Origin of the sequence: Shewanella frigidimarina (assembly GCF_003797125.1) — a bacterium.
Classification (GTDB): Bacteria; Pseudomonadota; Gammaproteobacteria; order Enterobacterales; family Shewanellaceae; genus Shewanella; species Shewanella frigidimarina.
The window spans coordinates 233,501-245,991 of the sequence record NZ_RKKE01000002.1; the positions used below are offsets into that span (position 1 = coordinate 233,501).

Annotated in this window: 11 protein-coding genes; 4 read left to right on the forward strand and 7 right to left on the reverse strand. The window is 41.3% G+C overall.

What is annotated here, in order from left to right:
- Window positions 1-210: 210 nt before the first annotated feature.
- The 6 genes from EGC86_RS06045 to EGC86_RS06070 all read right to left on the reverse strand — a co-directional run bounded on the left by EGC86_RS06045 (window position 211) and on the right by EGC86_RS06070 (window position 7,170).
- Window positions 211-567: a YajD family HNH nuclease gene (locus EGC86_RS06045; protein WP_041413485.1), complete on the reverse strand. Its 357-nt coding sequence runs from the start codon at window positions 565-567 to the stop codon at window positions 211-213.
- A 308-nt stretch (window positions 568-875) separates the two neighbouring features.
- Window positions 876-1,457: a DUF502 domain-containing protein gene (locus EGC86_RS06050; protein WP_011636835.1), complete on the reverse strand. Its 582-nt coding sequence runs from the start codon at window positions 1,455-1,457 to the stop codon at window positions 876-878.
- Between the two features lie 139 nt (window positions 1,458-1,596).
- Window positions 1,597-2,301 (reverse strand): phosphate signaling complex protein PhoU, encoded by a 705-nt coding sequence (phoU, locus tag EGC86_RS06055; RefSeq protein ID WP_041412865.1) that lies wholly within the window; start codon window positions 2,299-2,301, stop codon window positions 1,597-1,599.
- Window positions 2,302-2,349: 48 nt separating this feature from the next.
- Complete coding sequence (pstB, locus tag EGC86_RS06060) at window positions 2,350-3,168, reverse strand: phosphate ABC transporter ATP-binding protein PstB (protein ID WP_011636833.1); 819 nt, start codon at window positions 3,166-3,168, stop codon at window positions 2,350-2,352.
- Window positions 3,169-3,194: 26 nt separating this feature from the next.
- Entirely contained in the window at window positions 3,195-4,856 is a 1,662-nt protein-coding gene (gene pstA, locus EGC86_RS06065; RefSeq protein ID WP_123776963.1) for a phosphate ABC transporter permease PstA, read from the reverse strand.
- A 58-nt stretch (window positions 4,857-4,914) separates the two neighbouring features.
- Complete coding sequence (locus EGC86_RS06070; protein ID WP_102036477.1) at window positions 4,915-7,170, reverse strand: ABC transporter permease subunit; 2,256 nt, start codon at window positions 7,168-7,170, stop codon at window positions 4,915-4,917.
- A gap of 196 nt (window positions 7,171-7,366) precedes the next feature.
- On the opposite strand from EGC86_RS06070, the gene EGC86_RS06075 reads away from it, so the two are divergent.
- The 4 genes from EGC86_RS06075 (at window position 7,367) to EGC86_RS06090 (ending at window position 10,142) form a co-directional block, all read left to right on the forward strand.
- A complete protein-coding gene (locus tag EGC86_RS06075) occupies window positions 7,367-7,873 on the forward strand; it encodes a glycine cleavage system transcriptional repressor (RefSeq protein WP_011636830.1) in 507 nt (168 codons plus the stop codon).
- Window positions 7,874-7,967: 94 nt separating this feature from the next.
- Complete coding sequence (locus tag EGC86_RS06080) at window positions 7,968-8,786, forward strand: DUF2797 domain-containing protein (RefSeq protein ID WP_123776964.1); 819 nt, start codon at window positions 7,968-7,970, stop codon at window positions 8,784-8,786.
- 178 nt (window positions 8,787-8,964) lie between these two features.
- Complete coding sequence (locus EGC86_RS06085; protein WP_011636828.1) at window positions 8,965-9,570, forward strand: LysE family translocator; 606 nt, start codon at window positions 8,965-8,967, stop codon at window positions 9,568-9,570.
- 29 nt (window positions 9,571-9,599) lie between these two features.
- On the forward strand, window positions 9,600-10,142 hold the full coding sequence (locus EGC86_RS06090; RefSeq protein WP_011636827.1) for a DUF1415 domain-containing protein: 543 nt from the start codon (window positions 9,600-9,602) through the stop codon (window positions 10,140-10,142).
- 250 nt (window positions 10,143-10,392) lie between these two features.
- Here EGC86_RS06090 and EGC86_RS06095 read toward each other — a convergent pair whose 3' ends face one another.
- A complete protein-coding gene (locus EGC86_RS06095; RefSeq protein WP_123776965.1) occupies window positions 10,393-12,399 on the reverse strand; it encodes a methyl-accepting chemotaxis protein in 2,007 nt (668 codons plus the stop codon).
- Between the last annotated feature and the right edge of the window lie 92 nt (window positions 12,400-12,491).

Below are 12,491 nucleotides of genomic sequence, written 5' to 3' on the forward strand. Positions count from 1 at the left end.
GATATTTATCGTTCTTACTAGCTTTTGACTTTGCCTGTATAGCATCTCGCCGCGAAGCGACCTAGTTCCTAGGCTTTTATCGCTTGTCATCGATTTTTATCGCTCTTACCAGCTTTTGACATTGCCTGTATAGCATCTCGCCGCGAAGCGACCTAGCTCCTAGGCTTTTATCGCTTGTCATCGCTCTTAACCGCTTCTACCGTCTCTGCTCTACTTCTTCATCATCGCTTTTAAGTCTGCGAATGGATTGAAAGTGGCAGCATCTTGCTTGGCTTCTTTGGTGCTACCGTAACGAATCAACTCTTCAAAGCGTGAATGTTCATTGTCGTGACAGTACAGGCACAACAACTCCCAATTAGTACCATCTGACGGATTATTATCATGATTATGGTCGCGATGATGCACAGTTAATTCAGATAAATTTTTATGAGTAAACTCTCTGGTACAACGCCCACATACCCAAGGGTAGAGCTTTAGTGCTTGCTCACGATATCCTTTTTCACGAGAGGCTTTGTAGTCTCTCGCTTCTGCTAATACTTTATCTAATTTACTTTCATTGGCTGACATTGATTTATCACTCATAAATAAAACTACCCCAAGGATAATCACTGTTATCTCTTGGGGCAATTGTTTGTAACAGCTATTTTACGATTAATAGCGACTGACGCAAATTAACAATGACAAAGCGCTGATAATCGATCGCTTAGCGTAATATAATAGCCTCAAGCCTAGCCGCTATAAAAGCAAAGTTAAAACGATGAATAGCGATAAAATGGGATGACAAGTGCTACGTTCGCTATAACCGATTGATATCGCCGTTTTCGCTTGATATCACCGTTGTCGCTTATTATCGCTCTAATCGGTTGTTAGCCTATTTAAGCTTCTTTACTGTTAGATATCCCAGCGGTTAAATTAAAACGCATCGCATCTTCAAATGACCAGTCGACAAAAATAAGGTCGTCGCGTTTAACCAAACTGGTCACTCCTGCAATTTGGTAACTGAGTTGGAATAAAACTGGCACCCAATCACCTTCTGGCAATGCATCTGCAAGAGGCTGTGGCGCTGAGTCACTCATGATAAAACCCACAACAAAACTGCCATTGGCTTGTTTGACTAATACCGTTTTTTGAGTTTTAGGTTGGCCGTCACGGTTCATTAAACTGGCGATATCACGGATACTGCCATAAACAGATTTAAACAAAGGAAACTTCATCAGTTGGTTTTCAATCCAACCGTAAACCCAAGCAATCGGACTAACGGAAAATAATAACCCAGCTACAAACACTAAACCCGCCACCAAACAAAAGCCTGCGCCAACAAAAGCCGCTTTTACCCCCACGATATCAAGCAATAATTTACCTAAGCCATCTAGTGAGATAAACAGTGACCAAAACAGCCAGATAGACAACACCATAGGCAATAAATTGGTTAAACCACGAGTAAGGGTATTTTTCATGAACGTTTTCTTCTACATCAGATTTAGGCGCCAAAGATAGCAAATATCCATCAAAACAGCTAAACAAAAACGCCCTATGCTGGGCTGTTTGTTAGATAAACAGTGCAACATAGGGCGTTTCAAAAATCGTTAAGACTTATTACAGCTCTTTTTCCATTTCTTCATAAGAAATATGGCGAACGTCTTTACCTTTCACATAGTAAATCACGTATTCACAGATATTCTTACAACGGTCTCCGACACGCTCAACCGCACGCGCAGCCCATAATACGTCTAACACACCAGGGATTGAGCGAGGGTCTTCCATCATATGAGTCATCAACTGACGGATAATACCTTCATACTCTTTGTCTAATTTCGCATCTTCTTTGTGTAACTCAAATGCTTGGTCTGCATCCATACGTGCTAGTGCATCTAACGTTGAGTGCAACATACGTGTGGCGTGACGCCCCATGTTTTCAATACTCACCAATAAAGGTTGTTGACTATTAGCGCGCTTTTCTACCGCTGCTTTAGCAATACGAACACAAGCATCACCAATACGTTCAAGATCAGTAATGGTTTTAGAAATAGCCAAAATTAAGCGTAAATCACTGGCAGCAGGTTGACGCTTAGCAATAATACGGGTGCACTCTTCATCAATAGCCACTTCCATACCATTGACTTTATGATCGCCTTCAATCACTTGTTGCGCTAATTCTGAGTCAAGTGTTGCCAGAGCATCCAATGCTTGCTCAAGCTGGCGCTCAACAAGACCGCCCATGGCTAATACACGATTACGAATATCATCAAGCTCAGCATTAAACTGACCTGATATGTGTTTACTTAAATTCATTTTTTCCATGATACCCACCTAAATTCTGTATGTTAATAAAAAGCGTTTTAAGCAAGATTAACCGTAACGACCGGTAATATAATCTTCTGTTTTACGCTTTTTAGGGGTCGTGAAAATAGTGTTGGTATCAGCGTACTCAACCAACTCACCCATGTACATAAAGGCCGTTTGATCAGACACTCGAGCCGCTTGTTGCATGTTATGCGTCACAATTACCACGGTATACTGTTGTTTTAGCTCAGTAATCAATTCTTCAATGGTTAAAGTCGAGATTGGGTCAAGTGCTGACGTTGGTTCATCGAGTAGCAGTACTTCTGGCTCAATAGCAATAGCACGGGCAATCACCAAACGTTGTTGCTGACCACCAGATAAACCAAAAGCATTATCGTGTAGACGGTCTTTCACTTCGTCCCAAATAGCCGCGCCACGTAATGAACGCTCTGCCGCTTCGTCTAAATCACGACGGTTGCTTAACCCTTGTAAACGTAAGCCATACACTACGTTTTCGTAAATTGACTTAGGGAATGGGTTAGGACGCTGAAATACCATGCCGACGTTACGACGTAGTGCCGCGACATCAACTTTCTTGTCATAAATATTCTGCCCATGAAGTAAGATTTCACCTTCAATTTTACAACTATCAACCAAATCATTCATACGGTTAATACAACGTAACAGCGTTGATTTACCACAACCACTTGGGCCGATAAATGCCGTAACTTGTTTTTTAGGGATCTTCATCGACACGTCAAATAGCGCTTGCTTGTCACCGTAACGTAAATCAAGGTTACGAATTTCAAGTGCGGTATCCTGTGCCGGTAAATTAGCTAAATCAACGGCTTCTGTTTGCATTGCTGAACTATCAATAGAAATCATTTTATCTTTCCTCAGGATATCGCTAATTAATGTTCTAGCGAACGGAATTTTTCACGTAAATGGTTGCGCACGCTGATAGCGGTTAAATTAAGAGCAACAATTACAGATACTAATAAGAACGAAGTTGCATACACCAATGGGCGTGCTGCTTCTACGTTAGGGCTTTGGAAGCCTACATCGTAAATATGGAAACCTAAGTGCATGAACTTACGTTCTAAATGCACAAACGGGAAGTTCATATCAATCGGTAATGTTGGGGCTAATTTTACCACACCCACTAACATCAACGGTGCCACTTCACCGGCGGCACGTGCCACGGCTAAAATCAAACCCGTCATAATTGCTGGGCTTGCCATTGGGATCACAATGCGCCATAAGGTCTCAGCTTTAGTCGCGCCTAATGCTAAGCTGCCTTGACGCACTGCACTCGGAATTCGGCTTAAGCCTTCTTCGGTTGATACAATGACCACTGGCAAGGTTAAAATGGCTAAGGTTAATGCAGACCAAATCACTCCAGGAGAGCCAAATGTGGGTGCTGGTAACGCCTCAGGGAAGAACAATTGGTCAATTGAGCCGCCCATCATGTACACAAAGAAACCTAAACCAAACACACCATAAACAATTGACGGTACACCGGCTAAGTTAATTACCGCAATACGGATAAGCTTAGTAATAGGGCCTTTCTTGGCGTATTCATGCAAGTAAATAGCAGCAATAACCCCAAATGGCGTTACGATAACAGCCATGAGCATCACCATAAATACCGTACCAAAAATAGCGGGAAAAACACCACCTTCAGTATTGGCTTCACGTGGGTCATCACTAACAAAGCGACCAATTCCCACAAACCAGTGGCCCACTTTACCGAGTAAGTTCATGTGATTGACGTAACTGACGTCTAGAATAGAGTCCAGTTGCAAGGTGACTTCAACACCGCGCATATCTTTCACTACAACAGAATCACGAGCTGCTTTATCACGCAGGGCAAACAAGTCTTTTTCAAGCACTAAGTAGTCTTTGTTAAGCTGTCCGATTTGCGCCTTGATATCCGCTTTACGCTCGGCGGTTAATTCCCCATCAAGCTCATAACCACGCTCTTTCAAACGTAGACGTTCCATTTGATAATTTATCGAACCAATATCGCTTTTTTGCAACTCCAAGGCTTCGTCAGAAATTGCCACAGCGCGGTCGATATGGTCAAACAAAGACGCTTCTATGTCTGCTTCATTAGTTAACTCTAAACGTTTACCGTCTTCGATTACCGCAACAGGATAACCGTAAAAATTACCGTTTTTAGTTCGTTCAAGTTTAGCAACATCAGCAGGCATAGAGCGGCTAACGATATCGGTTCCCAAAATCCAACGGAAATCTAGACCAACAAACTCACGGTTACCGGTTTTTACCAAGTAACGAGTAACAAACTCACCAGGGTGTTTGGCAAATTTATGACCAGCTGAAATTAAGCGCTCTGTAGGCACCTCTTCACGGTCGTAAATCTCACCAATTAAGGTACTTTTAACACCATTGTTGTCTTCGAGTTGCCATTCATAAACATCAGCAGGCCAAAAGTAACTCAAGCCACGCCAAGCGATTAACAGTAATAAGCCTAAAACGGCAATCAAACTGATACTAACGGCACCACCGGTCATCCAAATCCACGGTGAACCTGATTTAAACCACTTACCCATTGCACAAACCTCTCAAGGCGATTGGCGAATTAATCATTAATTGAGTCATCATCTTTCCTTACAGTGAGCTATAACGTTCGCGTAAACGTTGGCGAACAACTTCAGCAATGGTATTAAAGAAGAAGGTGAACACGAACAATACAAAGGCAGCTAAGAACAATACGCGATAATGCGTACTGCCAATGGCCGACTCAGGCATTTCTACAGCAATGTTTGCCGCTAAGGTACGCATACCCTCAAATACACTCCACTCAAGGATTGCAGTATTACCGGTTGCCATTAACACAATCATGGTTTCACCCACTGCACGGCCTAAGCCCATCATAATGGCCGAGAAAATACCTGGGCTGGCGGTAAGTAATACCACCTTAGTCAAAGTTTGCCAGTTTGTTGCACCCAGAGCCAAACTGCCGTTTGATAAATGACGCGGCACAGAGAAAATCGCATCTTCAGCAATCGAGAATATGGTTGGAATTACCGCAAAACCCATGGCAATACCCACAACCAGCGCATTACGTTGGTCAAAAGTGATACCTAAATCATTAGTAATAAATTGACGAGTATTGCCATCAAATAATGCCACTTCAATCACTGGGCTTATCTCAAAAGAGAACCAACCAATAAATATAATCACCGGTAATAGCATTAGTTCTTGGTAGGTTTCTGGTAGACGATGCTTCCATTTTTCAGGCAATTTACTCCAGGCAAAAGCAGTGGCAAGTATTGATGTGGGCAATAACATCAATAACACCACAATACCGGGCAAATGATCTTCAATCAGTGGCGCTAACCATAAACCGGCCAAGAAACCCAAAATTACTGTCGGTAATGCTTCCATAATTTCAATGGTAGGTTTAACGACATTACGCACTTTAGGTGTCATGAAGTAAGCGGTATAAATCGCCCCAGCAATCGCCAATGGCGCGGCAAATAGCATGGCGTAAAATGCCGCTTTCATGGTGCCAAATGCCAGTGGCATTAAGCTTAATTTGGCTTCAAAGTCGTCAGAACCTGAAGTCGACTGCCACACATATTGTGGTTCAGGGTAACCTTCGTACCACACTTTTTCCCACAGTGCGCTCCAGGATATTTCTGGATGATCATTTTCAACAGAGAACAGGTTAAGTTTGTTATCGGCTTCAATCACCAAGGCGTTTGAACGCGGGCTAAAGCCCATTTTACCTGGGTTGGTTAACTGAAACTTCTCGTCGAATAACTGACGTTCACTGGTCGTATAAAGCAGTGTTAACTCGCCTTCTGCACTCAGCACGGCAAAGCTTTTACGATAAAACTCTGTTGCCATTACACTAACAGGAGCAAGATCATCAAACTCACGAATCTGCTGATATAAACGACCTTTTTCGCTATTAACTTGGAAGTACTGACTCACTATACCGCTGTCATAACTCACCAAAATAGAGCTGGCACCGGCAAGTAAATTTACTTGCTTAACTTCAGCATTCACTTTTTTAACATCGACAACTTGTAATAACTCAACAGAGTCGGCATCGCGAGTGTTATAAATAAACAGTTTATTATTAGCACTCAAAATAAGCTGACGGTGATCAGGAGTCATTATCGCTGATATAACATTACTAGGAGCATCGCTTATAAATACTTCAACAGATGACCATTCAACTTCTTCAGTCATCATGTTTTCTTCGCCTTCTTGGCGATTAAGCTTCCAAGCACCTTTGGCGTCTTGGTATGCAAAGCTCATGCGACTGTCGCTAAAATCAAACACCAGATTATAAACCGCACCGTCACTATTAATCGTCAAAGGTGTTTCACCCATCGGATAACGCAAAGACGGTGTAATGACACGTTTATTGTCTGGGTAAGTTAATCCAAACTCAATGCCGACAACAATCACTTGGCCGTTACTCAGCCCTAATGCAAAACGTTGCTCGCTTGGGCTTGATTTTGCGCTGCTGGTTACCGTTGTGCCTTCAGGGATTTTTGGCTTAAAAGATGAAATCAATTCACCGCTAGCGGCTGAATAAAAATCAACGACACCTGATTCGGTCACTCGATAAAGCACTTCGTTTTGTTCATCACTACCAACAGTTAAGGTTTTCGCATCAGTATGTTGATAACTCACACTCGTAACAGGTTCTATATGCGCCCCATCAAAAATGGGCTTGATGACATACAGCAAATAGAAAAATATTAATAACAGGGTGACAAACACTAATGTGCCACCAACGGTTACCCCAATCTCTGCTGCTTTATCCTTAAATGCTCTGCGGGTTGCATGTCTATCAACGAGTAGACTTTTTTCCGCAGAACCAGGTTTATTGACCTGACTTTCCATTAAGAACCTCTAATAATTAATCGATGCCATAATTAGCGCTTTGAATGTGTAGTCTACTATGCTAACAATAATTATTTATGACTAAATAAATGAAAGTAAACCACAGTAAAACAATAACACAATCTTAAGTGGCTGCGATTATATGACGTAAATATGACATTTGTGTTACAGACATTACTTATAGGAGAAATATCGAATGATGCGTTATCTTATTACTCTTCAAGCACCTGATAGAAAAGGCTTAGTAGAACAAATTGCTAATGTAGTTAGTCGCCATGGTGGCAATTGGCTAGACTCTGAAATGCGCCATATAGATGGCATTTTTGCTGCAATATTACAATTAGAAGTTCCGGCTCTAAAATGGGATGAGTTAATTGACGCCTTAGAATGCATTGACGGATTAACCTTAACCTTTGCTAAAACAACATTAAGTGCTAAACCGATTAAACATTTGCACTATAACTTAGTCGCATATGACCGTCCTGGGATTGTGTTACATATATCTAATAAAATGAATGCTCTAGGCGTAAATATAGAACAATTTAGTAGCCAATATGAAACAGCAAGCCACACTGGTATTGCATTATTTAGAGCAACTATGGCATTAGGGTTAACCGACCCAAGCCAAGAAGAGCAAATTACAGCATCACTGTATGAAATGGGTGATGATGTTGTATTAGATAAACTGAGTAAATCGGCATAAGTTCATTTGAACATTTAGAACGAATTAAGCCTAAAATCCATTTTGATCATCTGTTAAACTGCCACAAAATAATGATGATAAAAATGGATTAACCATGTTTGGAACGCTATCAAAACTGAAAACCCACCTCAATGATAACCATGAGGTGGAGTACCATTTACCTGTTGGTGAAGCGCGTTTAGCCCTTAACCCGCTTATTGGTAAGTCATTAACCATGACTCATACAGGTAATATTTTTTGCAGCAACTGCGGTAAAAAGACCAAGAAAAGTTATTCTCAAGGTCACTGCTACGTATGCATGTCAAAACTGGCCAGTTGCGACTTGTGTATAATGAAACCAGAAACATGCCATTTTGATCAAGGTACTTGTCGCGAACCAGAATGGGCCATGTCAAATTGCTTTGTACCCCACTATGTTTATTTATCGAACACTTCAGGCATTAAAGTCGGTATTACCCGCCATACTCAAATCCCAACCCGTTGGATAGACCAAGGCGCAACCCAAGGCTTACCTATTTTTAAAGTGTCGACACGTAAAATGTCAGGCTTAATTGAAATTGAATTAGCCAAATTCATTAACGACAAAACCCATTGGCAGGCTATGCTAAAAGGCCATAATGATGATGTCGATTTGGTTGAACAAGCAGCCAAACTTATCCCGTTAATTGAAGATAAACTGCAAGCTCTCGCGGCCGAATACCAGGACATTGTTATTGAACGTCTAGACGCGAACATTCAAGCCATTAGTTACCCAATAACGCAATTTCCAATTAAAGTTAAATCGCATAATTTTGATAAAATTGCTGAAGTAACAGGTATTTTGCAGGGCATTAAAGGCCAATACCTTATTTTTGATACTGGTGTGATTAATATTCGTAAATTCTCATCTTACGAAATCGAAGTGAGCTATTAACTTACTTGCTTGCTGTTGTGCTTTATTGCCAGATGTTGGCGAAGAAACACAGCAGCAAGCCAGTTGTAGCGCTTATAAAACAATTAATTTGCGCAACTGCTAAAAAAATCATTATGGTGAATGACTAAAATCCCCTAAAATTCTGCTTCTAAAAAATATAACCCAAAGAGATTTGTTCATGGAGTTAGTATTCGCCATTGCTTTATTTGCTTTTTCTGCCGGAATTACTCCAGGCCCAAACAACATCATGTTGATGACCTCAGGTGTGAATTTTGGTATTAAACGCAGCATTCCTCATCTAATGGGTATTAGCTTAGGATTTCCGACCATGATATTAGCGGTCGGGCTTGGGTTAAGTGCAATATTTCAAGCTTATCCTTTCATTCATATTGTGATTAAAGTAATTGGAATTAGCTATCTGCTGTATTTATCATGGCTCATCGCTAATAGCAGCAATAAAATGGAAGGAAAGCAGGTGAGTAAACCATTTACTTTTTTACAAGCTGCTGCATTTCAATGGGTTAATCCGAAAGGCTGGATTATGGCTGTTGGTGCCATAGCAACATTTACCTCAGTACAACAAGAACTTAATAGCCAGGTGATTACCATAGCGAGTGTGTTTTTATGTGTCGCCTTTCCCTGTGCGATTGTCTGGTTAGGATTTGGGGTGGCACTAAAACGGTTACTTAAAAATGAGCGTCAACAACGTATTTTTAATATCACTATGGCTTTATTATTAGTGGCATCGATCATCCCAATGATGTTACCGCCAACAACACACTAATCAATTTAATAGCGATAAAGGGTTAAGTAATGGAACAACATGAATGTCTTGCTCATACCGAAATTTGGGTAAAAGATGTCATTATGAAATACAACATTTGCCCATTTGCCCGTCGAGAAGTCGAACGTGCAAGCATTCGCTATGTTGCCATTGAAGAAACTAAAACAAAGGCTGTGCTAAAGGCGTTGATTGAAGAATGCCAATACTTAGATAATCATCCTGACACTGAAACAACCCTGTTTATTTTGCCTCGAGGTTTTGAAGGTTTTTACCCTTATTTAGATTTAGTTGATTACGCTACAGATGAACTAATTGAACAAGGTTATGAGGGTGTTTATCAATTAGCGACATTTCATCCGGACTATTGTTTTGAAGGTGAACCACAAGACAGTGCAGCTAACTTTACCAATCGTTCCCCCTACCCTTGCCTGCATATTATCCGCGAAGCCAGCATGGAAATGGCATTAGCCAACTATAATGATCCTGAATCTATTCCCGAGCGAAATATTGCGTTTGCTGAACGTAAAGGAAGCGATTTTTTTGTCCAATTACTGCAACATTGCACTAAATGAGTTGAGCAAGGTCACAGGCGATAAAGAGCGATGACAAGCGATGACAAGCGATTAACAGCCTAGAGACTAGGGAGGACTTCGTCCTGCTAGATCGCTGCGCTGCTATAAAAGCAGATTAAGCGAGCAAGTGATGAAAACGATAACGAGCGATGACAAGCGTTCTAGCATCTAGGCTCGTTCGCTGTGTTTTCGCTTGTCATCTTCGCGTAGATTGTCATCGACGTTACCGCTTTTCTCGCTCGTTATCGTTTTAGCTTGTCGTAGTAGATAAGATAAATTTGCTGACTTGTTGTGACATGTCACTGGCATCACTCAATAAATTATCATTTAGCAAAGCAATCTGTTGTGATATCTCCTGCGTATGGTGATAGATCTCAGTGATTTTCATCGCATTACGATTCACTTCCTCAGCCACGGCTGATTGTTCATGTGTTGAAGCGGCAATTTGTTGGTTCATGCTGTCAATCACACCAACGTGTTGAGCAATCAATTTAAGCTCATTGCCTGCATGTTGAGATTCTGTAACACTTTGTTGTGCTTGTACCTGGCCTCGCTGCATAGCACTGACGGCAGTGGCCGCCCCCGCTTTAAGACGCTCGGTCATCGCTTTAATGTCTTCTGTTGAACGTTGTGAGCGCTGAGCTAAGGTACGCACTTCATCTGCAACAACGGCAAAACCTCTTCCTTGCTCGCCCGCTCTAGCGGCTTCGATTGCCGCATTTAATGCGAGTAAATTAGTTTGGTCAGCTATAGAGCTGATAACCGCTAAAATGGTCACAATATCTTGTACATCTTTATCTAAACGTTCAATACTTTGCGCAGCATCGGCAATTTCTTTAGCCAACAATTGAATCGCATCACTGGTTTTACTAACGTCGTTGTTACCACTCTGCACTTCAATATTGGCATTGGCTGATGCTTCTGAAACCTGCACTGCATTAGCGGCAATTTCGTGGACCGTGGCACTCATCTCAGTCATCGCAGAAGCGACTTGCTCAGCTTCTGACGAACCTTGTTCAACATCTGCTTGCATTGAGTGAGTAAAACCATTCATTTTTTCAACCGCATGAACCAAACTCAATGCATTACGACGCACTTGGGTAATAACAAGTTCAAACTCTGCCATCATTTGATTAAATGCTATCGAAATTTGACCAAATTCATCATCCGACTGATGGCTCAAGCGAGTGGTTAAATCAAATTGAGTGCCTGCATGAAGCACCTGTTTGTGTAGCACACTTAAGCTACGATGTAAGTAGCGAGAAACAACCATGCTCATCACAATAACAAAAATAAGAGCCAGCAATAAAACAACTGCGTTGAGATACATATGCTCAGTTGCTTGTAACAATTTATCTTGGCTTAACTGTGACAAGTCTTGGCTGAATTGTTTTTCTAGTTGAGTTAGTAGTTCAATCCGTGCCGTCGAAATTTTAAACCAATCTTCTGGGCTTTGTTGTGCCATTGCGACGCTGTCTTGTGCAAAGGCAATTTCACGAAGTTGGTCAACACTCGCCATAGCACTGTCTTGTTGTGCTTGTTTAAAAATACGGATGTTTTCTGGGCTGGCTGCGGCAATAAACCGTTCTGCATAAGTTTGTTGTTCTGCCACTAGCGTGACAAATTTTCGATATGACCCAGGGGGAGATTCACTGCGGCCAAAAGTGGTACTGAGGACAGCACGCTCTATTCCTGCTCGTTCTTTTAATTGTAAAAATGCCGCAAATGCTTTGAGCTTTATGGCTATTTGGCTGTCTAAACTCTGGCTAGCAGCATTATCAACCATTGATAATAATAGGGTATTGATGCGGGTATAATAACTAACCTGCTCTGCGACGCTAATGTTTAGCGCTGTGACATTTTTACGTATTTGGCTTAGCTGATTAAATGCAGCGGCAACTTCACTATATGTGGATTGCAGTTGTTGAGGAAAATTCTCTTGCTGAGCAACAAGATTAAAACGTTGAATTTGCATGTCTGTATCAGCACGTTGGTTAGTTAAATTGTCTTTAAATGCTTGGCCTTTAGAACTGAGAAAACCAGCACTCATGCCCCGTTCTTTTTGCAGTTCATGTACTAATGAGCTATTGATAATAGCAATCTGGGTTAAATCAATAACCAGTGCTAAACGATGCTGAGTGTGGTATTCATTATTAAGGTACATACCACCAAATAGAATACTGGTTAATAAGGGGGGGATTACAAGTAAAGCCAGTTTACGCGAAATATTGAGGTTGCTAATCCATTGCCAATTCATACATCATCCTTTTAAAACTCTTTCGGTAAATACGTTTTTCTACACCAAACCATAAACCACATTGATAGATTTAGGTAAAGACTTTACAACAA

Excerpts from the sequence above, each read along its gene's own strand:
- EGC86_RS06045 (WP_041413485.1), bottom strand. The coding sequence starts at position 567 with ATGTCAGCCAATGAAAGTAAATTAGATAAAGTATTAGCAGAAGCGAGA.
- EGC86_RS06050 (WP_011636835.1), bottom strand. The coding sequence starts at position 1,457 with ATGAAAAATACCCTTACTCGTGGTTTAACCAATTTATTGCCTATGGTG.
- phoU (WP_041412865.1), bottom strand. The coding sequence starts at position 2,301 with ATGGAAAAAATGAATTTAAGTAAACACATATCAGGTCAGTTTAATGCT.
- pstB (WP_011636833.1), bottom strand. The coding sequence starts at position 3,168 with ATGATTTCTATTGATAGTTCAGCAATGCAAACAGAAGCCGTTGATTTA.
- pstA (WP_123776963.1), bottom strand. The coding sequence starts at position 4,856 with ATGGGTAAGTGGTTTAAATCAGGTTCACCGTGGATTTGGATGACCGGT.
- EGC86_RS06070 (WP_102036477.1), bottom strand. The coding sequence starts at position 7,170 with ATGGAAAGTCAGGTCAATAAACCTGGTTCTGCGGAAAAAAGTCTACTC.
- EGC86_RS06075 (WP_011636830.1), top strand. The coding sequence starts at position 7,367 with ATGATGCGTTATCTTATTACTCTTCAAGCACCTGATAGAAAAGGCTTA.
- EGC86_RS06080 (WP_123776964.1), top strand. The coding sequence starts at position 7,968 with ATGTTTGGAACGCTATCAAAACTGAAAACCCACCTCAATGATAACCAT.
- EGC86_RS06085 (WP_011636828.1), top strand. The coding sequence starts at position 8,965 with ATGGAGTTAGTATTCGCCATTGCTTTATTTGCTTTTTCTGCCGGAATT.
- EGC86_RS06090 (WP_011636827.1), top strand. The coding sequence starts at position 9,600 with ATGGAACAACATGAATGTCTTGCTCATACCGAAATTTGGGTAAAAGAT.
- EGC86_RS06095 (WP_123776965.1), bottom strand. The coding sequence starts at position 12,399 with ATGAATTGGCAATGGATTAGCAACCTCAATATTTCGCGTAAACTGGCT.